General features: G+C 43.0%; 19 protein-coding genes. 6 read left to right on the top strand and 13 right to left on the bottom strand.

Features of this window, described 5'->3' with window-relative positions; all coding sequences use genetic code 11:
• Positions 1-36 precede the first annotated feature (36 nt).
• From urtE to ACHEVO_RS11885, 4 genes are all read left to right on the top strand, one after another.
• Positions 37-735: an urea ABC transporter ATP-binding subunit UrtE gene (gene urtE, locus ACHEVO_RS11900; protein ID WP_394125063.1), complete on the top strand. Its 699-nt coding sequence runs from the start codon at positions 37-39 to the stop codon at positions 733-735.
• A 303-nt stretch (positions 736-1,038) separates the two neighbouring features.
• Positions 1,039-1,923, top strand: coding sequence for a prolipoprotein diacylglyceryl transferase (gene lgt, locus ACHEVO_RS11895; RefSeq protein WP_394125062.1), 885 nt, complete (start codon positions 1,039-1,041; stop codon positions 1,921-1,923).
• A 148-nt stretch (positions 1,924-2,071) separates the two neighbouring features.
• The gene (locus tag ACHEVO_RS11890; protein WP_394125061.1) at positions 2,072-2,941 is read left to right on the top strand and encodes a thymidylate synthase; all 870 of its coding nucleotides are present in this window, start codon (positions 2,072-2,074) and stop codon (positions 2,939-2,941) included.
• 64 nt (positions 2,942-3,005) lie between these two features.
• Positions 3,006-3,578, top strand: coding sequence for a dihydrofolate reductase (locus ACHEVO_RS11885; protein ID WP_394125060.1), 573 nt, complete (start codon positions 3,006-3,008; stop codon positions 3,576-3,578).
• Positions 3,579-3,711: 133 nt separating this feature from the next.
• Here the strand turns inward: ACHEVO_RS11885 and uvrC are convergent, their stop codons facing one another.
• Both uvrC and ACHEVO_RS11875 read right to left on the bottom strand, forming a co-directional pair.
• On the bottom strand, positions 3,712-5,556 hold the full coding sequence (gene uvrC / locus ACHEVO_RS11880) for an excinuclease ABC subunit UvrC (RefSeq protein WP_160022103.1): 1,845 nt from the start codon (positions 5,554-5,556) through the stop codon (positions 3,712-3,714).
• Positions 5,557-5,710: 154 nt separating this feature from the next.
• Positions 5,711-7,234, bottom strand: a complete 1,524-nt coding sequence (locus ACHEVO_RS11875) for a DUF3360 family protein (protein ID WP_394125059.1) — start codon at positions 7,232-7,234, stop codon at positions 5,711-5,713.
• A gap of 512 nt (positions 7,235-7,746) precedes the next feature.
• On the opposite strand from ACHEVO_RS11875, the gene ACHEVO_RS11870 reads away from it, so the two are divergent.
• Entirely contained in the window at positions 7,747-8,307 is a 561-nt protein-coding gene (locus tag ACHEVO_RS11870; RefSeq protein ID WP_394125058.1) for a DUF4442 domain-containing protein, read from the top strand.
• 239 nt (positions 8,308-8,546) lie between these two features.
• On the opposite strand, the gene rplS is transcribed toward ACHEVO_RS11870, so the two are convergent.
• The 4 genes from rplS to rpsP form a co-directional block, all read right to left on the bottom strand.
• Positions 8,547-8,969: a 50S ribosomal protein L19 gene (rplS, locus tag ACHEVO_RS11865; RefSeq protein ID WP_057761981.1), complete on the bottom strand. Its 423-nt coding sequence runs from the start codon at positions 8,967-8,969 to the stop codon at positions 8,547-8,549.
• A gap of 208 nt (positions 8,970-9,177) precedes the next feature.
• The gene (gene trmD, locus ACHEVO_RS11860; protein WP_394125057.1) at positions 9,178-9,939 is read right to left on the bottom strand and encodes a tRNA (guanosine(37)-N1)-methyltransferase TrmD; all 762 of its coding nucleotides are present in this window, start codon (positions 9,937-9,939) and stop codon (positions 9,178-9,180) included.
• Between the two features lie 77 nt (positions 9,940-10,016).
• Positions 10,017-10,550: a ribosome maturation factor RimM gene (gene rimM / locus ACHEVO_RS11855; RefSeq protein ID WP_394125056.1), complete on the bottom strand. Its 534-nt coding sequence runs from the start codon at positions 10,548-10,550 to the stop codon at positions 10,017-10,019.
• Between the two features lie 165 nt (positions 10,551-10,715).
• Positions 10,716-10,985 carry a 30S ribosomal protein S16 gene (gene rpsP, locus ACHEVO_RS11850; RefSeq protein ID WP_021812802.1) on the bottom strand — a complete coding sequence of 90 codons (270 nt, stop codon included), beginning with the start codon at positions 10,983-10,985 and terminating at the stop codon, positions 10,716-10,718.
• A gap of 425 nt (positions 10,986-11,410) precedes the next feature.
• On the opposite strand from rpsP, the gene ACHEVO_RS11845 reads away from it, so the two are divergent.
• Entirely contained in the window at positions 11,411-12,886 is a 1,476-nt protein-coding gene (locus tag ACHEVO_RS11845) for an ATP-binding protein (RefSeq protein ID WP_201572243.1), read from the top strand.
• 38 nt (positions 12,887-12,924) lie between these two features.
• On the opposite strand, the gene ACHEVO_RS11840 is transcribed toward ACHEVO_RS11845, so the two are convergent.
• From ACHEVO_RS11840 to atpA, 7 genes are all read right to left on the bottom strand, one after another.
• Complete coding sequence (locus ACHEVO_RS11840; protein WP_057761990.1) at positions 12,925-13,104, bottom strand: hypothetical protein; 180 nt, start codon at positions 13,102-13,104, stop codon at positions 12,925-12,927.
• A 177-nt stretch (positions 13,105-13,281) separates the two neighbouring features.
• Positions 13,282-14,979, bottom strand: coding sequence for an ATP-binding protein (locus ACHEVO_RS11835; protein ID WP_394125055.1), 1,698 nt, complete (start codon positions 14,977-14,979; stop codon positions 13,282-13,284).
• A 329-nt stretch (positions 14,980-15,308) separates the two neighbouring features.
• A complete protein-coding gene (locus ACHEVO_RS11830; RefSeq protein WP_057761994.1) occupies positions 15,309-16,025 on the bottom strand; it encodes a response regulator in 717 nt (238 codons plus the stop codon).
• A gap of 600 nt (positions 16,026-16,625) precedes the next feature.
• Positions 16,626-17,042: a F0F1 ATP synthase subunit epsilon gene (locus tag ACHEVO_RS11825; RefSeq protein WP_057761996.1), complete on the bottom strand. Its 417-nt coding sequence runs from the start codon at positions 17,040-17,042 to the stop codon at positions 16,626-16,628.
• A gap of 114 nt (positions 17,043-17,156) precedes the next feature.
• The gene (gene atpD, locus ACHEVO_RS11820) at positions 17,157-18,590 is read right to left on the bottom strand and encodes a F0F1 ATP synthase subunit beta (protein ID WP_057761998.1); all 1,434 of its coding nucleotides are present in this window, start codon (positions 18,588-18,590) and stop codon (positions 17,157-17,159) included.
• Positions 18,591-18,628: 38 nt separating this feature from the next.
• The gene (gene atpG, locus ACHEVO_RS11815; protein WP_057762000.1) at positions 18,629-19,510 is read right to left on the bottom strand and encodes a F0F1 ATP synthase subunit gamma; all 882 of its coding nucleotides are present in this window, start codon (positions 19,508-19,510) and stop codon (positions 18,629-18,631) included.
• A gap of 216 nt (positions 19,511-19,726) precedes the next feature.
• A complete protein-coding gene (gene atpA, locus ACHEVO_RS11810) occupies positions 19,727-21,271 on the bottom strand; it encodes a F0F1 ATP synthase subunit alpha (protein WP_057762002.1) in 1,545 nt (514 codons plus the stop codon).
• Between the last annotated feature and the right edge of the window lie 12 nt (positions 21,272-21,283).

The following is a 21,283-nucleotide window of genomic DNA, read 5'->3' as shown; positions in this document are numbered from 1 at the left end:
AAATATTAGAAAAGTTTTAGAGTTTAGGAGACAGCTATGTTACAAGTGAACGATATCAACCAGTATTACGGCGGCAGTCATATCTTACGAGATGTCTCGTTTACAGCACCTGTAGGCGCGTGCAGCGTGGTACTTGGACGCAATGGCGTGGGCAAAACTACGCTACTTAAATGCCTGATGGGGATATTGCCGATTAAATCAGGAGAGATTCTGCTCAATGATAAAGACATCAGCAAGATGTCTCCAGAGCAACGTGTCCGAGCAGGTTTAGCTTATGTACCACAAGGACGCGATATTTTTTCGACACTGACGGTCGAAGAAAATATTTTGATCGGTATGGCAAAGTTTTCACGCAGTAAGGCCAAACATGTACCCAAGCATTTATATGATATTTTCCCCGTACTCGATGAGATGAAACATCGCCGCGGTGGCGATCTGTCTGGTGGTCAGCAGCAGCAGCTCGCTATCGCCCGTGCCCTAGCCTCCGAGCCGACTGTGTTGATTTTAGACGAGCCAACTGAAGGTATCCAACCCTCTATTATAAAAGATATTGGCTGTGTCCTTCGAGACCTAGCAGATAAAGGTGACATGGCCATTGTGCTGGTTGAGCAATTCTATGAATTTGCCGAAGATCTAGCTGACAATTACACGGTACTATCACGTGGTAAAGTAGTCTCACAAGGTGCAGGCGACACAATGGTCGAAAATAACGTACAAGATCTGGTCGCCATCTAATTTCTTTTAATAATAGATGTAATAATACAAATTGGTAGTGAACGCTCGATAATGCTAAAAATGGCATTTTTATCCCAAGCTGCTAGCTACCAAGATTACATATCATCACGAAAACACTCCATAATTAAAGTCACTTTTTTCACCTCACTTCTTATTTTTTGACGCTTAGCCTATACATTCTCTACTATCTAAAAAACTCAAATTACTCATACACTCTGATTGGTGTCATAGCAATTATGTATGCCCAGCGAACGAAATTTGCTATTATAGTCAGCATTTTATTATCAATATTATGATGCCCTTATGATGATTCATCCTCAGTACGATCCTGTAGCATTAGCAGTTGGACCCGTCGAAGTCCATTGGTATGGGCTGATGTATTTGTTGGCATTTGCTGCCGCCTACGGACTGGCGTGGTATCGCAGTACCAAGCGTGAAGGCTGGACGACAGATATGGTCTCAGACCTAGTGTTCTTTGGCGCACTTGGTGTGATATTAGGTGGCCGTGTCGGCTATGTATTGTTTTATCAGTTCGGTGAACTGCTTCAAAACCCTGCTTATCTGTTCAAGGTCTGGGAAGGCGGCATGTCATTCCATGGCGGCCTGATTGGTGTCATGTTGGGTATGCTGTATTTCGCCCGCAAATATAAAAAGACACCTTTCCAAGTGCTCGATTTTGTCGTTCCCTGTGTACCAACTGGTTTATTGTTCGGACGTATTGGTAACTATATCAATGCCGAGCTATGGGGCCGCGTCTCTGACGGTGGCTATAACTGGTTGACCTACTTTCCGCAGGCCGCTAGCGTTGATATGCAGCAGCTACAAGCCAACCCTGCGCTACAAGATCTGATGACTGAGGTCAATGGTCAGTACCTGTTGCCCCGTCACCCGTCGCAATTGTATGAAGCCCTTGCAGAAGGTCTGCTGTTATTTCTATTCTTGTGGTGGTACTCATCGAAGCCCCGTCCTCGTATGGCAGTGACTGGTGTCTTTATGCTTGGTTATGGCTTTAGCCGCTTTATCATTGAGTTCTTCCGCCAGCCAGACATCGACCAAGGATTCATCTTGCTAGGCTGGATGACCAAAGGTCAGATACTAAGCGCCCCAATGATAATGATCGGTCTGTTCTTGATCGGTTATGCCTATAAACGCGGCATCTACGACTGGGGTAAGCAAGCTGCTTATTAAGCCTACCCTTTTGTGATAAAGGTTGAGGACTTAAAATAGGGTAAGCTGTCAAAACGCTTATCCTAGCAATACTTTCAATAATGACAGTGTATATATCGACTATCCATCTAGCCTGTATGCGCAGTCAGTAGTAACTAAAGAGCATTTTATGATCAATGGCACCCAAAGTAATAACGAGCAAGGCTATTTAGATTTGCTACGCCACGTTCTCGACAATGGCACTGAAAAAGGTGATCGTACTGGTACGGGTACGCTTAGCCATTTTGGCGCGCAGCTACGCTTTGACTTAGCAGAGGGATTTCCACTGCTAACGACCAAAAAAGTTCACTTTAAATCTATCGCTTATGAGCTATTATGGTTTTTAAGTGGCAGCACTCATGTTGATTATCTACAAGAGAATAACGTTCGTATTTGGAATGAGTGGGCGACAGCAGAACAGACAGCACGTTTTAACAGACCTGCTGGTGATTTGGGCCCTATTTATGGTCATCAATGGCGTAACTATGGTGCGACCAAAAATGAAGATGCTAGTTATAATGCTGATGGTGTCGATCAAATCGCACAGGTCGTTGAACAGATAAAGACCAATCCGAATTCACGCCGTTTGATTGTTTCTGGCTGGAATCCAGGTGAGGCAGAGCAAGTAGCCCTACCACCATGTCATACGTTATTTCAGTTCTTTGTCGCAGACAATAAGCTGTCATGCCAGCTATATCAACGTTCTGCTGACTTATTTTTAGGCGTGCCTTTTAACATTGCGAGTTATGCGCTATTGACTCATATGATCGCGCAGGTGTGTGGTCTAGAAGTTGGAGAGTTTGTTTGGACAGGTGGTGATTGTCATATTTATCAAAACCACCGTGAGCAGGCCGAGCTACAGTTGACACGCTCGCTATATAAATTGCCGACATTGTCTTTGAACCCTGAAGTAAAGGACATATTTGCGTTTGAGTACGAAGACATTAGCGTCAATGACTATGAGTCGCACCCTGCTATCAAGGCCAAAGTTGCCGTATAAAGTTAGTCTGGTTAACTACGCCAAATAAAAGCAAGATTTAAAAATACAATAAAAAGGATATATTATGAGCTATGCCCATACCGAAGTTGCCCAAATCGCTGCTATTAGTAGCAATCGCTGTATCGGCAAAAACAATGAGCTACCGTGGCATATCTCAGCAGATTTGCAACATTTCAAAAGCATGACGACCAAAGAAAATGATAGTAAGATTCAAGGTATCGTGATCATGGGTCGTAAGACATTTGAGTCAATGGGTAGCAAACCATTACCAAAGCGTGTGAGCTTCATTGTCACGACACAGATGGACTATGCTGAGACGAAAGGTCTTGCAGATAGCAGCAATGCTTATGTGGTACACAACTTAGACGATGCTCTGACACAAGCAGCTAGCCTGGCTCATGGCGCGCATCTCGATACGATTTGGGTGATTGGCGGTGAGCGAGTATTTAGTGACGCTCTGATGTACACCGACCGTATTGAGCTGACTCATGTAGATACTAATATTGCTGACGGCGATGCATTTTATCCTGAGCTGCCAGAACGCTTTAAAGTAGCAGACGAGTCTGAGCAAATGCACGATGAAAAAAGCGATTTAAGCTTTAAATTTACCACTTATAAAGTAGAAATTGATAAGTAGTAAAAGCCTATTAAAAAAAGGGCAGTCTTGGATAATTAAAATTATCCAAGACTGCCCTTTTTTTAATCTTCACACAGTCGTATTTATAGACAATGAAAAAGATAAAAACTGCTGCTTGATAATATCTAATTCTTTACTCATGCAATACTTTATAAACCGTTTTTGCGAGTACTGGTCCGATACCTTGTACGCCTGCCAACTCCTGCTGCGAAGCACCAAGCAGCTGCTGCATACCACCAAAATGATTGAGCAAATCACGACGACGTTTCTCACCCAGTCCCGGTATTACCTCTAGTACTGATGACGAGCGACGCTTATCGCGTTTTTTACGGTGAGCAGTAATCGCAAAACGATGCGCCTCATCACGAATATGCATCAGCAAGTGCAATGCTTTGCTATCCATCGGTAGATCTAACGGTTCGTGATCGATAAAGTGCAATACCTCAAGGCCAGCCTTGCGCCCTTCCCCTTTTGCCACACTGATGAGCAAGGTGTCGCCAAGAATACCCAACTCAGTTAATACTTCTTTGGCAATACCAAGCTGACCTTTACCACCATCAACCAATAGCAAATCTGGTAACGGCTGCTTCTTATAACGTCGAGTCAGTACTTGTTTCATCGCTGCATAGTCATCGCCACCTTGGATATCATGGATAGCATACTGACGGTAATCGCGACGGCGCGAGCCACCTTGATCAAATACCACGCAGCTACCAATGGTCGCCTCACCCATCGTATGTGAGATATCGAAGCACTCAATGCGATCAATCGTCCGATCTGTGACAGTCGCCAATACGTCTTTTAGTGCACCAAATCGTGCATGCAGCTCTAGATAATCGCCAAGCTTAGTTTTTAGTGCATTACTGGTATTCAATGTAGCTAAGTCCAGCCACTCTGAACGGTGTTCGCGTACATTGGTCTTGATGACTACTTTATTACCAAAGTGCGTTGCCAATGCTTCACTCACTGCCACCTGATCTGGTATCTGATGGCTTAATATGATTTCGGCAGGCAAATCATCGGTCACTTGGAAATAGAATGACGTAATAAAAGCCGATAAATTGTCTGCTAGCGACTCACTACTATCCACATCTGGGAAATAGTTTTTCCCGCCCAATACACGGCCACCACGTACCGTCAGTACGTTCACACAGGTCATGCCAGCCTGACTGGCAATCGCAATCACATCTGCCTCACCTTGTACGGTATAGACTGCTTGCCTTGCTTGTACTTCACGCAACATGGACAACTGATCACGATAAAATACTGCTTTCTCAAAATCTAACGCTTCAGCTGACGCTTCCATCTTTTCAATCAGCGTACTATGAATATCACTAGAGTCGCCCTTTAAAAAACGGATGGTGTTATTCACATCTTCTGCGTACTCTTCTGGCGAAACCAAACCGACACAAGGCGCACGGCAACGTTTGATCTGATACTCAAGGCAAGGGCGCTGACGCTGCTTAAAAAAGGTATTGGTACATTGACGCATTTGAAACATCTTCTGCATCAATACCAGCGTTTCTTTTGCCGCATGTGCAGAGGGAAACGGGCCAAAGAATCGACCCTTTTGGTGATTGCCTTTGCCGCGGCCGTAAGCCAAACGTGGATAAGGCTTATCGGCTGAGATAAACACATAAAGATAGGATTTATCATCACGCAGCAGCACGTTATAGGGCGGTCGATGTTCTTTGATTAGATTCTGTTCAAGCAACAGCGCTTCGGTTTCACTACGCGTGATAATAGTCTCAATATTATGAATCCGCGCCACTAGCGCCCGCGTCTTTGGATGATCTATCGTCTTGGCAAAATAGCTATTTACTCGGCTTTTTAGCGACTTAGCTTTACCAACGTATAAGATGTCGCCGTTCTTACCCAGCATCTTATACACCCCTGGCAAGTTAGGTAGGCGTTTAATCAAATGCTTAAGACGGGCTTTTTTATCATCGACAGGACTCGATTCTGAGACATTAACCATAGAATTTATTGCTCTTAAAAATCTTAGTAATACTGCTAGTTATGGGGCGGGAGTCATTGTTTTACAAGCCAATTATTATCGCAGCGCTACCCATAAAAAAGCCAGCTTTCGCCGGCTTAGTTTGTTCTATTATCGTGTATGTAACAACATACTACTAATGACGGAAGTTTGCCATCAATGCTGGGATACCCGGCAGCATACCGACGATAGCCATGACGCCTGTCAGTACCACAAACATAATACCTGGTATGATCCAGCGGCTCATCTTAGTCAAATTGGCACTACGCTCTTTAGAGCCAATCAAGCCTAAGTTATCAAGCAACAACGTGAGCGACCAACCAAAGGCTGGGTTAACCAATGCCGACGCGAATACCACGATAGCAGCAGATTGCGTGGTTTTACCTTCACGCGTCATCTCCATACCAGCTTCTAGTAATGGAATAAATACCCCAACGATCAAGGCCACACACATCACTGGCTGCCAAATGGCCAAATCCATCGGATAGCCCCAAACTCCTGCGATAATACAGAATAGAGCCGTCAATAAAGCGCCGGCAGGAATCGGACGTTTAGCAATCGCTGCAGGAACAATATACGTTCCCCACGATGACGCAAAGTTAGCACCGCCCAATACAGAGCCGACTACCTGACGAAATGAAGCGCTAGTCATGGTGTCATCGATATCCATAAGCACTTTTTCAGTACGCTTAGGATAGCTGATTTTTTGGAATACTTGATGGCCCAAGAAATCTGGCGACCACATCGCTACGGCCAAAATAGCAAACGGCAGTACTACAATGAAGCTTTCAATCGTCGGCAGACCTAACATCCAACCTGTGTTTTCGCCCCACCAATACATTGGATTCATGTTTGGTAGACCTGGCGCTGTTTTGAACTCAAAAGGTGCACCCAATGCAAATGCAAGACCACCACCTAACACACAGCTTAGCGGAACCGCGAGCCAGCGTTTTTGCCAATGTTCAAGCAGTGCATATAGCAGGATAGTCGCCAGAATAATAAAGAAAGCGATATGTGACATGCCAATCCCTTCTGCCCAAGCAAAGAGATTTTTGACCTGTGAGGTAGTTCCGATAAAGCCCAAGTAAATCAAGAGGCCACCACACACACCTTTACTGGTTAAGTTGGCTAGTAGACTTCCTCCTTTACTAATTGCGAGGAGCAGACCAAAAGCACCGATAAGCAAACCAAAAGCCATCGGGTGCCCACCAGCTGCTACCACAATAGGAATCAGAGGGATTAATGGGCCGTGAGTACCAGCGAGGTTGGCTGTCGGCAGTAGAAAGCCCGAAAATAAGATAATAAAGAAGGAGACGATTAATAGCTCATAGCGCACGTTTTCTAAGACAAACGCATCACCTAAGCCGAGTGGACCTGCAAAGGTTGCTGCAATGGCACCCACCATAACAACTTTACCGATGGTCGCGGCCATTGCTGGAATAGTATCTTCGTATTCAAAACGGTAATCACGGAATGGTAAATTAGGACGCCAGCGTTTTGGCTGCATGATTTGTAATTCATGGTTTAAATAAGCATCACGACTGTCGAAACTAGAACTGGGCTTATGCAAATCTACATAACTGCCTTGTACTTGACTGTCGTGGTTTATGTTCGAGGTCGGCGTATTAGACCCTGAAGAGGGGGTCTGAGGGTTACTCATCACATTTCCTTGTGTCGATTACGTCTTTGATTGACTACACACGCTCTGCTCTAATGTTATAGACCAAAGCGCCTATTACAAACTGCGAACTATTGTATGCCAAGACTTAATGAAATGCGAACCTAAAACCATTTAAAGATACTATGTATCTCATTATAATATATAAACTAAAGTTTCTATTTAAGACAAAATTAACCTTAATAGAAAACCATAAGGAAAAAATCTCTCTTTTATAGACTTTAACTTAGAATAAGCGACCGTTTTATTGATAATGATTTACATCTATATGATTTTTTATCACATAGATGAATAGCAAAGATAGTTATAATAAATAACGATCGTTACCTGTAAGTGGGCATAAATATGTCATTTTGGTTACGCTTTAGAGCTAGCGAGCTGAGTACTTTTTAATTATGATAAATACTTTTTATCGATTTATTTCTCAGTGACACTGTATAAAATCGCATTATTGATACAATCAAAAAATTGAGAAAAGGCAACAGGACAAGTTTATGAGCGTATTACCTACCAACCTTGAGACTTTGAAACGTCGGGCCAAGCAAAGCATCATGCCATTGCTGACACCGCATTTATTAAAGCTGCGCCTTAATACTTATGCACCATACATTGGCGCAGGTATCAAAATCGATCATATCAGTCTCGATCAGGGTTTGTGCGTGGTAAGCATGGGACTAAACACTCTGAACAAAAACATCGTCGGTACTCAGTTCGGTGGTAGCTTATATTCGATGGTTGATCCTTTTTATATGCTCATGCTGATGCATCAACTGGGTAGCAATTATGTGGTATGGGACAAAAGCTCGCACATTGATTTTGTTGCGCCTGGCAATAGCAAAGTTACTGCGCGCATGAAGATACCTAGCTCTGAAGTCATTACCATTCAAGAGCTGGCAAAAGAAGGCGAAGCGGTATTCCGTGAGTATAAAGTCGACATCGTTGATGAGCAGCAAAAGCTAATCGCAACCGTCACCAAAACTTTATACATTAGACTGCGCAAATACAGTAAGTCCAAAGAGCAAGTCAACCGTATCGATACGTTTGATGCTCAATAAGCTTTAGCTTATAACTGGCACTATTAGAGCTGATAATATCAGAGCTGATAAAACTCAAATTATTAATGCTATACATACAAAAACCCCAATCTAGCTTTCGCATAGATTGGGGTTTCGTCTTTTTTGGTATGGCCCGCTTATTTATAAATAAACCTATGAATAAGGGCTTGTATCTACTATTACCTTGTCCTGAGCCAATCCTAAAATTATAGGATTAACTCAAAACGGCAAACTTGTACTTAGATACCAGGTGCAGTATCAACTGCATCAGGTACGCCAGCGTCAGTTTTTTTCTTAGCAACTGGACGAGCACCAAGTTTTTCGCGGATACGTGCTGATTTACCAGAGCGCTCACGTAAGTAGTATAGTTTCGCACGGCGAACAGCACCGCGACGTTTCACTTCGATGCTCTCGATGATTGGTGAATGCAATTGGAATGCACGCTCAACGCCAACGCCGCTTGAGATTTTACGTACGGTAAACGCTGAGTTTAGACCGCGGTTACGCTTAGCAATTACAACGCCTTCAAAAGCCTGTAAACGCTCACGCTCACCTTCACGTACTTTTACTTGTACCACAACGGTATCGCCGGGTGCAAAGCTTGGGCGCTCAAGCAATTGAGCGTTTTCGATGACCTGAACCAATGGATGCTTGTTGCTCATGAGAGTTATCTCCTCACATTAGATAATAGAGGCTTGACGCATATCACCTGTTTGTAATAATTAATCGCATCTCTTTATAGTGAGACACAACGTAAATGGGTTATAACCAACGGCCACTATGCTATGACTCGTTTTATTATTGCTCAAAATTCTGTTTCTTAACTGTTTATCAAACTTAGTAACGATAAAATTAGATTTTAAAAACCTACTATTTATCTGCTTTGGCCAATGCTTTCAACCACTTCGCTTGCTCTACCGTTGGGGTAAACGCTTGCCATAAGTCTGGACGACGCGTTTGCGTACGACTGACTTGCTGACTAAAACGCCACTTGGCGATATTGGCATGGTGACCTGAAAGTAATACCTCAGGAACCGCCATACCCGCAAACTCATGCGGCTTAGTATAGTGTGGACAGTCAAGCAAGCCATCGACAAAAGAGTCTTGCTCCGCTGACTTGTCATCACCCATGATATCGGGTAGACGACGTATCACACTATCCATCAGCACCATTGCTGGCAACTCGCCACCAGTCAACACGTAATCACCTAACGATACTTCCATATCGACATATTGTGACAATAAACGCTCATCAATACCTTCATAACGACCGCATAATAAAATCATGCCATCGTAATCAGTCATATTGACTACGCTACTCTCACTAAGCGTCTGTCCTTGCGGTGACATATAAATCACCGGACAGTGCTCACTATCGACACGGCAACCATGTTGACTGGCACGCAATCGTGCATCCTCAATGGCTTTCGATAATGGCTCAGCCATCATCACCATTCCAGGACCACCCCCATAAGGGCGCTCATCAATACGGCGATAGTTATCGGTGGTATAATCACGTGGATTAATGCATTCAATCGTAACTTGCTCTTGAGTCACTGCTCGGCCCGTGATTCCAAACTCACGAATCGTGGCAAACATCTCAGGAAAAATACTAATTACGGCAAAATACATCTGATGTCTACTTGCGTTAAGGCTAAAACAATCGGTGTAAGTACTAACAACGTCTGACTAAAAAGCCAGAAACGCTATCAATAATCACTCGGCCATGCCACAAGCACTGTTTTTTCAGTCATATTGACTTTTATTACAGTTTGCTTATGCCATGGAATCAGGCGTTCTTCATTGTCCAAACTGTCTGAATTTGCCGTTACACGCATGATGTCATGGGCACCGGTTTCAAACATTTCAGTGATATTACCTAGATACTCATCCTGCTCGTTTATCACGCGCAGACTGACCAAATCCGACCAATAATATTCGTCTTCAGCTGTTTCAGGTAGGACGTTTTGTTCGACCCAAACGGTAACACCGTTCATAGTCTCAGCAACATTACGATCAGGAATCTGCTCAAATTGAGCCACAATTCCTGTTCCTTGCTCACGCCAAGCCTTCACAGTTAAAGGTTTCATACCAGTGGCAGTTTTCATCCACCACGGTTTCATGTCGAATATCGCTGTACGGTCATCCGTATCACTGAATACCCAAAGCCAGCCTTTAATGCCGTAAGGCTTCTTAAGCTGACCAATTTTCATAAGGGCACTAGCGTTTGGAACAGATGACATAGCAGCTAACCTAACAATGATTAAAACAGCAATTGCAAAAACAATTGCGTCAAAAGCGATAAACAGTTAATGGCGCACCCTGGTCAGACCAGTTACGCTATGTATTCTAAAGTCTACTGAGCCATGTCATAGTTTTGCTACGAACGTCTCAGTAACAACCAAAACTTAAGCAGTTGCTTCAGTTTGAGCTGCAGACTTGTTGTAAGCTTTTGCTAATGAAGCAACGCGATCTGAAGGTTGTGCACCTTTTGCGATCCACGCATTGTACGCTTCCATGTTTAGGCGTACTGCTTCTTCAGACTCTTTAGCGAGTGGGTTAAAAAAGCCGATGTTTTCAATATAGCGACCGTCACGCGCGCGGCGTTGATCAGCAACAACTACTTGATAAAATGGGCGTTTCTTGGCACCGCCCCGTGCTAAACGAATAACAACCATGTGAATTCTCTCTTTCGCAGGTATACCAAAAAGGGCATAATTATATCACAGTCTTTATTTGTTGAAAACATAAACTGTGCATATTTAATTATTTATTAACAATAGCTTAAATGACGACCTAAGTAAAATATAACTGATGATAATGGTTTATTTTAAAGTTTTTCTTTAGATTCTATGGATTACTATCGCTCTCTCTGAAAAACAGATGATGGCTAAATACATTTATCCTTAAGCTTAACTTGATATCTATTCCAATAACTATTTGGCTCGCTCGTCGATTGCATACTGTATCAGTACTATTTATTGGTTATGCTATTCTATGATATACCGCCATAAATTAACGCATATACTCGCCTTAAGACGACTATGTTTAGAAAACTACAGGCTATATCACACTAACCTTTCTTTTACTCTGTTGGACACATATGATCTCTCCAAACCCAAAGCCGCGTCGTAAAGGTTGGCTGCCACGCTCTTATTCCAACACTTGGCTAACGACCTTAATGGTTGCCTTTATCGTGCTTATTAGTGTGAGCTTATCAATTTTGTTCTTTTGGCGCAGTCTGTATCTGCCAGAGCTAAAAAACCATGCGCGTTATTTGACGAGTGAGTTGCAGCTGATCAATAGCGTTAATAAAGACTGGCAAGGTCGTCCCGAAGTACGCCAATGGATTTACCAGCACTCTCATGTCGTCGTGGTGAATAACCCCAGCGACTTTCCAGAAGTCGCTGACAAGCCATTCGTAAGCTTTTTTACTGACGTACTACAGCGTGAAATCGGTGCGCAGCTTGGTCGTCCTGTAGAGGTCTATTTTAAATTTAAGCCAACACCGCAGCTATGGGTACAAGATAGCCGTGATGACAGTTTTTGGGTGCGTGAGCCTGTCGTCTACTATTCGCAGTATAGCCCGACATTATTGGTGCTATTTTTGATCGGACTGCCTATCCTATCGCTATTGACTATTATTCTATTAGCCCGTCAGTTAAATCGCCCACTACGCTACTTACAACGGGCAGCTACTAACTATATTCGTCTTGGCCATGCAACCACACTGCCAACTCAGAAAGGCCCCACAGAGATACGTCAGGTTAATATGGCGTTCAACCGACTGTTTACGACATTGAACCAAGCGCAAAAAGAGCGAACAATCATGCTTGCCGGCATCTCACATGATTTGCGAACGCCGTTGACACGTATGCGCTTGACCGCAGAAATGCTACCAGATGACTTCTTTCGTGAAGGGCTGATTTACGATATTGAGGATATGGATGCCATTTTGGAGCAGTTCATCTCATTTATGAAAGACGGTTCTGATGAGCCAGTCAGTTTGACCAACCTAGACACTATATTTAATGAAATCATGGTGCAGTTTGCGCCAATGAAGTTTGTATATGAGTCAGAATGCGACAAGGTCGTTCCCGTACGTCCATTGTCCATCAAGCGCCTGATTATCAACTTGGTCAATAATGCCAATCGTTATGGAAAACCACCTATTTATTTATCGGCTACGGTTGTACCGACATTTATAGAAACTGTCGAAGACGAAGATACGGATGTGGTCAGCGAAAATGTGGTGAACAAAGAAGCTCAAGAACAACTAGTGATTTGTGTACGAGATTGCGGTGATGGCGTCGCTGACGATCAATTAGAGCGGATTATGCAACCGTTTGAACGTGGAGAGACGGCACGGACTACCCAAGGTAGCGGACTAGGTCTTGCGATTGTTGATCGTATTGCACGATTACATCACGGTACCGTTGAAGCCATTAACCACCCTGAAGGTGGACTACAAGTATGCGTACGTATTCCCCTACTCTCTAAAGTCGCTGGAGATACTACGCTAGCGGCTGAAGTAGAAGAGGTATCTGAGGTAGATAATACGGTGCCAAATTCAAAATAGCGATGAGACTTTAATTTGAATAAGCAAAGAGGTAAACGCTAGTCTTTGCTACCAATAGCCGGCGGGATGTACTCAGCACTGTTAGTAAAAGCTAATGGCTGGGTAATTTCAGCCTGAGCTGTTTGTAGTGTTTGGGTCGTTGACGGCTGTTTTAAGAATAGATAATAGCCTAGCGTAATCGCATTCAACACTACCAAGCCACCAAATAAATATGGCATCCTATGCCTCCTATGACATTGTCCAACTGTCTTAAAAATAGCGACGAGCGCGTCATCTAGCTATAAAGCTGTATCCTGTTATACCACTAAGATGACGCTGATTATCTTTAGTATCATGACTAATACTTACGGCCTAGTCTGATAACTTGCGTTTATAATATAGCTCTATAACTTGGTTTAGTCTGACAACTTAGTATCGAAGTCGCGCTCGCTTTTCTCTTGCGTCAATTCATCAGCAGCAAGAATTTGCGTCAATGGTTTAATAGGCCATGTCATCACAAACCTTGCACCGCCTAACTCACGACTCTCATCTACTTTCATACTACCATTAAACCAAAATGCAATACGCGATACAATAGACAAGCCTAGACCATAGCCACCTGACGCGCGTGTACGACTATCATCTAAGCGTGAGAATGGAATGAATACTTTTTCGCGATCTGCTTCAGGAATACCATGACCATCATCTTCGACACTAACGAAGGCATTGCCTTTTTTGACACCAGCACTAATAATAATGGTTGTTTCTGCATAGCGTAACGCATTACCTGCAAGGTTCTGAATCACACGGTGTAAGTAGCGTCTATCTGCCACTGCTGTGACTTTTGCATTTGGCAAACTGGTTACTATTTTGATAGGTTTACCGAGTGCATTGGTTTCTCGCTCGATCTGCTCTAACAGCTCTCTTAAGTTTACTGGTTCTAAATCTAACTTTGGTGACCCTTCCTCAAGCTTAGCATAGGTCAAAATCTCATCAATCAAACCATTAAGCGACTCAATATCTTCATCAATATAGTCACGCTGCATAAAACGTGAGTCTTCGTCATCCGTATCAGCAAGCATATCTACTGCAAATCGAATACGAGCCACTGGCGTACGAAGCTCATGTGAGACCGCTCGGGTAAGCTCTCGCTGTGATTCAATCAAACGCTTAATATGCGAGGTCATGGCATTAAAAGTCGCTGACAAACGCGCTATTTCATCTTGACCAATAACCTGTACTTGAATATCAAGGTTACCTTGACTGACCTCATTCACACCTACCTGAATCAATTGCAGCTTACGTTCAAGCGGGAAGATGAGCGCATATACACCTAAGCTAATTAGGAACATGCTGATAAGAATCATACTGATAATTAAGTTAAGCGGGAACCAATTAAATAAAGGTATAGGCCCAATTAAAATTGCCATATCATTGATTTCAGAGGGTACTATTACCCTAATCGCAGAGTTACTCGTACTACTGTTAGTATCTTGCAACGATATGACGACTTCGTCACGACGCAGACGAGACATCTGATCTGAATCTAACTCAAGTGTATTGACTGCTTTAAACGCTAAAGGAAAAGAAAACTTCTTCTCTAATTCAGCCAAACGTGCGCGCTTGTCCGATAATGTCATGTGATAAGACAAGTCATCTAATAAAAAGACCGCGATTGCCCGTACTTGCTGCTCAGTAACCTGTGAGATTCTCGCTGTTAATACACTCTTATTATCCGGCAAGCGATAATAAACATCTGCATATACAGGCTGGTTGAAATAACGTACAACGGTATTATCATTTTTAAAACGGCGTAGCTCACTGGCGCTAAAATCTACTTCATCAATAGGCAAGACATTAAAAGTAGTACCAAACAAACTACTCGCATCTGATAACCAATATTCACGCTCTTCCTCGCTATTTTGGTGAGCAATTCCTTCACTCACCAAATGGAACGCCCCCATTGCCATATTTTCACGATAGGACTGCACACGCTCCTTATTAATGGTATCCATCAATAACTGCGCAAAGAGTGCCACACATAAGCAGACTATAAGTAGCCCAGCATAGATACGAACAAAAATACTGTGTTTTAAAGAAGAGACTAATGACATACGTGCCGTGACCAACTTAATAAATGGAGATTGCCAATCTCATCAAACATATAGATAGTGCTATGTGTTTGATGGTATCGAGCATGATCGAATAGAGATAGACTTTAACTTTGACTTTTAATTACCGCATTTTAATTCATATGCAGCGATCATCCAAAGACTTATATGTATGACATATATTTAGTCAGCGTCTATAATAATGAGTTAATTAAACCACATAACACTGCATTTAAGTTTAAAAATTAGAATTTAGCCACAAAAAAACCAGCATCGTTGCTGGTTTTTTCGAATAGTGATTAATAATTAATCAACATATAAAAGCAACAATATTAGTTGCCTTCTTTTACGAATAGATAGCCTTTACTACGTACGGTCTTAATACGCTTTGGATTTTCTGGATCATCACCGATTTTTGGACGAATACGTGAGATACGTACGTCAATTGAACGATCTTGACCATCATACTCAATACCGCGTAGACGCTCAAAGATATCTTCACGAGATAGAATACGACCTGCATTAGAAGCAAGTAACCATAGCAAATCATATTCAGCACTGGTGAAATCAACCAACTCATCACCTAGGTTAACTGAACGACCGCCGTTATCAATTACTAACTCGCCAAACTCCAGACGTTGTGGCACATCTTCTGATGGTGCATTTTCTGAGCGGCGCAGTAGCGCACGAATACGGGCAAGCAATACACGTGGCTGAGCAGGCTTGGCAACATAGTCGTCAGCACCCATCTCAAGACCCAATACCTGATCCATGTCTTCAGTACGTGCAGTCAACATCAAAATTGGATTTTGATAATGTGGGCGTACTTCACGGCATACAGTCAAACCATCGCTACCAGGTAGCATGACATCAAGTACAACCATATCTGGTTGCTCATTGACGATACGGCGAATAGCGCGATTACCATCAGTTTCAATTGCCACTTCTAAACCATTTTTGACCAAGTAATCTTGAGTCAACATGGCTAGACGCTCATCATCTTCAACAATCAAGATTCGGGGGGTGTTGTCTTCTTCATTCGTTGTCATTGTTATATCCTCTAATACATCTAATTTAAAAGCAGTAAAAGTAAGAGCGGTAAAATTAATAGCACCATATAGTGGCACAATTGATGTTCGTATAGCTGTTACAAACTTGGTAGCACAGTATACTATTAAATTATCAGCTTCCTATACTATAGCTGATAGTCGGTAACAAAACCTATAAACTACCCCTATCAAAACTTTAGTTTGCGTCCAAAAATTACGCCTATTACTTCGTTAGTACATCGCAATTTGTATTATCTATTGTTTGCTGATTAGCCAAACCATCGAGCCAACATTATCGCGTACAGTTACTGCTCGTTGCTTATAATACGTTATGTCTAATATAACCATATATTAACGTTGTCGCCAGTGTCTTTTTAAGAAAATTCCAATAGGCGATGATTCATTGATAATAAAAGATTTTTCCTAAGAATGAATTGAACTACCGCAAATACTATCCAAGTAATAACCGTGTGTATTTACCGCAGAACCGTTAATTTCATAATGAATAGGCATAAAAAAACAGCCCATATAATGGACTGTCTTTTTATCATTACTTCTAGCGATAACTATAAATGATTAGCTAGAGCTATCAGTAATAAATTACGCGCGGTTTTTGTACTTACGAATAGTCTGTAATTGTCCTACTGACTCTGCAAGTGAGGCCAAAGCCGCATTGGTTTGTAGCGTATCAGACTGGTTAACTAGCATTTGCTCAGCTTTTTTACGTGCTTCGACGATTTTGCTTTCGTCAAGATTGTGTGCACGCATAGCTGTATCAGCCAATACCGTAACCATCTTAGGCTGTACTTCTAGTACACCGCCTGAGACGTAAATTACTTCTTCTTCACCGTTTGGTGTTTGCACTCGCATTGCACCTGGCTTTAGCAAAGTAATAAGCGGTGTGTGACCTGGCAATACACCAATCTCGCCTTCGGTACCAGTAGCTATTAACATGCTAATTTCGCCTGAATACAACTCTTCACGAGCACTTACGACGCGACATTGTAACGTTGCCATACTTAATTCCTTACCATCAAAGCGCGATCAAAAAACAGTAAAACTGCGATGCGTTACTGAAGAGTAGATACAAGGTTTATATTATATCTACTCGTTTGCTTATGCTCATACAACTTACGCTGACTTAGACTTCATTTTTTCAGCTTTAGCGACTACTTCATCGATGCTACCAGCCATGTAGAACGCCTGCTCTGGTAGGTCATCGTATTCACCAGCGATGATTGCTTTAAAGCTAGCAATGGTATCGCGTAATGGTACGTATTTACCAGGTGCACCAGTGAAGACTTCGGCTACGTGGAATGGCTGAGACAAGAAGCGCTGAATCTTACGAGCACGATAAACAACCAGTTTATCTTCTTCTGATAACTCATCCATACCCAAGATAGCGATGATGTCTTTAAGCTCTTTATAACGCTGTAGAACTTCCTGAACACCACGAGCAACATTGTAATGATCTTCACCGATTACTTGTGGATCTAACTGACGTGATGTTGAATCCAATGGATCAACCGCAGGATAGATACCTTGTGATGCGATATCACGGCTTAGTACAACGGTTGCATCCAAGTGAGCAAACGTTGTAGCAGGTGATGGATCGGTCAAATCATCCGCAGGTACGTATACTGCCTGAACTGAAGTAATAGAGCCTGACTGAGTTGACGTAATACGTTCTTGTAGTAAGCCCATCTCTTCAGCTAGTGTTGGCTGATAACCAACCGCTGACGGCATACGACCAAGTAGTGCTGATACTTCTGTACCCGCTAGTGTATAACGGTAGATGTTATCAACAAACAATAGTACGTCACGACCTTTGCCAGTAACAGGATCTTTGGTATCACGGAAGTACTCAGCCATGGTCAAACCAGACAGTGCAACACGCAAACGGTTACCTGGTGGCTCATTCATCTGGCCATATACCATTGCTACTTTAGACTTACTGAAGTCTTCAGTGTTTACAACGCCAGCTTCCTGCATTTCGTGATAGAAATCGTTACCTTCACGAGTACGCTCACCAACACCAGCAAATACTGACAAACCTTCATGTTTTAGAGCGATGTTGTTGATCAGCTCCATCATGTTAACGGTTTTACCAACACCAGCACCGCCAAACAGACCAACTTTACCACCTTTAGCGAACGGGCAAAGTAGATCGATAACTTTAATACCAGTCTCTAGTAGCTCAGTGCTGTTTGACTGATCTGCGTAGCTTGGCGCTTCACGGTGGATAGACCATTTTTCGTCAGCAACAACAGGACCTTCTTCATCGATAGGACGACCAAGAACATCCATAATGCGACCTAGCGTACCAGTACCTACAGGCACAGAGATAGGTGCGCCAGTATTAGTAACAGGTAGGTTACGCTTTAAACCTTCGGTTGAACCCATTGCAATAGTACGTACAATACCGTCACCCAGCTGTTGCTGTACTTCTAGGGTAGTTTCGGTACCGTCTACTTGCAAGGCATCAAAAATTTGAGGAACTTCATTACGGTTGAACTCAACGTCAAGAACCGCGCCAATAATCTGTACAATACGACCGCTACTCATTGCGTTCTCCTTGAACTTCTATATATAGGTGTAGTCAATTATGAAACAGCAGCAGCACCGCCAACGATTTCCGAGATTTCTCGGGTAATCGCCGCTTGACGCAGCTTGTTATAAACCAACTGTAAATCGTTAATAAGGTCACCAGCATTATCTGTTGCCGCTTTCATCGCAACCATACGTGAAGACTGCTCAGAGGCAATGTTTTCCATTACCGCTTGATAAACAATCGACTCAATGTAGCGACCAAGCAATTCATCAATTAACGTCTTGATGTCAGGCTCGTAGATATAATCCCAGCTAAGTTCTGTCTGTAGACCACTATCTTCATCATCAAATGACTGCTCTGGTAGAGGAACCAACTGATTGACTGTTGGTTTCTGAGTCATCGCATTGATGAATCGGTTATAGACCACATAGATACGGTCAATATTGCCGTTGCTATAGTCTTCAAGCATCGCTTGAACCGGTGCATTCAATTGTTCAAACGTTGGTTTATCGCCATAATCGGTCACAGCCGATGTAACTTTACCACCAAAGTTTTTGAAGAAACTCACACCTTTGGCACCGATGACTGCAAACTCAGCTTGTACAGACTGATCTTGATAATCTTGGATACTTTTAGTTAGGGCTTTGAATAAGTTAATATTCAAACCACCCGCTAGGCCACGGTCAGAGGTAATGACAATATAGCCAACCTTATTGACTGGACGCGATACCATATACGGATGTTTGTAGTCTGATGAGGCATGCACCAAATGTGAAATAACCCGGCGCATACTATCAGCATACGGGCGACCCACTTCCATGCGCTCTTGTGCACGGCGCATTTTACTTGCCGCTACCATTTGCATAGCACGAGTAATTTTCTGGGTGCTTTTAATACTGGTGACTTTGGCACGTATCTCTTTTAAGCTTGCCATAATGATTCCAATATAAGAGGGTTAAAAAGCATTGGCGCATGCGACAATCGTTTGATATACAACATCAATCCTACAGAATAACATTTTATATCTTGTGGCATTACGCGATCTAATACCGGTAATGGTTAAAACAGTGGCGCAAATATCTGGTCAGACAACGCGCCACTTTATGAGCTCTAAGCTACAGTTATAACCAATTCGGCTTAACCCGTTAAATTAATAACTGTGATTTTGTTTAAAGGTCTCTAAAGATGACTTTAAACGACCTGCGATATCATCATTGTAGTTCGCAGTGTCATCAATCTCACGCATCAATTCACTTTGCTCATCATGCATATAACGTAGGTACGCTTCTTCGAAAGAACCAATCTTTTCGACAGGTACGTCAGCTAAGAAGCCTTCGTTTGAAGCATAGATAACGGCTGCTTGCTCAGAGATTGACATCGGCTGATACTGCTTCTGCTTCATCAATTCAGTCACACGCTCACCATGATCAAGCTGTTCGCGAGTTGCGTCATCAAGATCTGAGGCGAACTGAGCGAATGCTGCTAGTTCACGATACTGAGCTAGAGCGGTACGAATACCACCAGATAGCTTTTTGATGATCTTAGTCTGAGCGGCACCACCAACACGAGATACCGAGATACCAGCGTTTACTGCTGGACGGATACCTGAGGCGAACAAGCTAGACTCTAGGAAGATCTGACCATCAGTGATCGAAATCACGTTGGTTGGTACGAATGCAGATACGTCACCAGCTTGTGTTTCAATGATTGGTAGAGCGGTTAAAGAACCAGTTTTACCTTTCACTTCACCGTTAGTGAACTTTTCTACATAATCAGCATTTACACGTGATGCACGCTCAAGTAGGCGTGAGTGTAAATAGAATACGTCACCAGGATAAGCTTCACGACCTGGCGGACGACGTAATAGTAGTGAAATCTGACGATAAGCAACTGCTTGCTTTGATAAGTCATCAAATACAATCAGTGCATCTTCGCCGCGGTCACGGAAGTATTCGCCCATCGTACAACCTGAGTACGGTGCGATATACTGAAGTGCTGCAGGCTCTGATGCTGAAGCAACCACAACAGTGGTGTATTCTAGTGCGCCAGTTTGCTCAAGCTTACGTACTACGTTAGCGATAGTCGAACGTTTCTGTCCGATAGCCACGTATACACATTTAATGCCTGACGCTTTCTGTGCGATGATCGCATCGATAGCCATCGCTGTTTTACCAGTCTGACGGTCACCAATGATAAGCTCACGCTGACCGCGACCGATTGGAATCATGGTATCAACGGCTTTATAACCAGTCATTACTGGTTGATCTACTGATTGACGGTCGATAACGCCTGGAGCGATCTTTTCGACTTTATCAGTCATCTTGGCATCGATAGGACCTTTGCCATCAATAGGATTACCCAAAGCATCAACAACACGGCCTAACAGCTCAGGACCTACTGGTACTTCAAGAATACGACCAGTACAATAGGCTTTTTGACCTTCTTGCAGCTTTAGGTAATCACCAAGTACTACCGCGCCAACAGAATCACGCTCTAAGTTTAGAGCCATTCCGTAGATTTCGCCTTCAAACTCAATCATTTCGCCGTACATGGCATCTTCAAGACCATGAATCTGCACGATACCGTCAGATACTTTGACAATCGTGCCTTCATTCTTTGCAGTTGCACCCGCATCAAGGTCTTGAATACGCTGCTTAATCAGGTTACTGATTTCCGCTGGATTCAATTGTTGCATTGCCTTGTTTCC

The organism is Psychrobacter nivimaris (assembly GCF_043419765.1).
Taxonomy (GTDB): Bacteria; Pseudomonadota; Gammaproteobacteria; order Pseudomonadales; family Moraxellaceae; genus Psychrobacter.
Note: the sequence above shows the minus strand (reverse complement) of the source record. Positions and strands in the feature narration are given on the sequence as shown.

Excerpts from the sequence above, each read along its gene's own strand:
- urtE (WP_394125063.1), top strand. The coding sequence starts at position 37 with ATGTTACAAGTGAACGATATCAACCAGTATTACGGCGGCAGTCATATC.
- lgt (WP_394125062.1), top strand. The coding sequence starts at position 1,039 with ATGATGATTCATCCTCAGTACGATCCTGTAGCATTAGCAGTTGGACCC.
- ACHEVO_RS11890 (WP_394125061.1), top strand. The coding sequence starts at position 2,072 with ATGATCAATGGCACCCAAAGTAATAACGAGCAAGGCTATTTAGATTTG.
- ACHEVO_RS11885 (WP_394125060.1), top strand. The coding sequence starts at position 3,006 with ATGAGCTATGCCCATACCGAAGTTGCCCAAATCGCTGCTATTAGTAGC.
- uvrC (WP_160022103.1), bottom strand. The coding sequence starts at position 5,556 with ATGGTTAATGTCTCAGAATCGAGTCCTGTCGATGATAAAAAAGCCCGT.
- ACHEVO_RS11875 (WP_394125059.1), bottom strand. The coding sequence starts at position 7,234 with ATGAGTAACCCTCAGACCCCCTCTTCAGGGTCTAATACGCCGACCTCG.
- ACHEVO_RS11870 (WP_394125058.1), top strand. The coding sequence starts at position 7,747 with ATGAGCGTATTACCTACCAACCTTGAGACTTTGAAACGTCGGGCCAAG.
- rplS (WP_057761981.1), bottom strand. The coding sequence starts at position 8,969 with ATGAGCAACAAGCATCCATTGGTTCAGGTCATCGAAAACGCTCAATTG.
- trmD (WP_394125057.1), bottom strand. The coding sequence starts at position 9,939 with ATGTATTTTGCCGTAATTAGTATTTTTCCTGAGATGTTTGCCACGATT.
- rimM (WP_394125056.1), bottom strand. The coding sequence starts at position 10,550 with ATGTCATCTGTTCCAAACGCTAGTGCCCTTATGAAAATTGGTCAGCTT.
- rpsP (WP_021812802.1), bottom strand. The coding sequence starts at position 10,985 with ATGGTTGTTATTCGTTTAGCACGGGGCGGTGCCAAGAAACGCCCATTT.
- ACHEVO_RS11845 (WP_201572243.1), top strand. The coding sequence starts at position 11,411 with ATGATCTCTCCAAACCCAAAGCCGCGTCGTAAAGGTTGGCTGCCACGC.
- ACHEVO_RS11840 (WP_057761990.1), bottom strand. The coding sequence starts at position 13,104 with ATGCCATATTTATTTGGTGGCTTGGTAGTGTTGAATGCGATTACGCTA.
- ACHEVO_RS11835 (WP_394125055.1), bottom strand. The coding sequence starts at position 14,979 with ATGTCATTAGTCTCTTCTTTAAAACACAGTATTTTTGTTCGTATCTAT.
- ACHEVO_RS11830 (WP_057761994.1), bottom strand. The coding sequence starts at position 16,025 with ATGACAACGAATGAAGAAGACAACACCCCCCGAATCTTGATTGTTGAA.
- ACHEVO_RS11825 (WP_057761996.1), bottom strand. The coding sequence starts at position 17,042 with ATGGCAACGTTACAATGTCGCGTCGTAAGTGCTCGTGAAGAGTTGTAT.
- atpD (WP_057761998.1), bottom strand. The coding sequence starts at position 18,590 with ATGAGTAGCGGTCGTATTGTACAGATTATTGGCGCGGTTCTTGACGTT.
- atpG (WP_057762000.1), bottom strand. The coding sequence starts at position 19,510 with ATGGCAAGCTTAAAAGAGATACGTGCCAAAGTCACCAGTATTAAAAGC.
- atpA (WP_057762002.1), bottom strand. The coding sequence starts at position 21,271 with ATGCAACAATTGAATCCAGCGGAAATCAGTAACCTGATTAAGCAGCGT.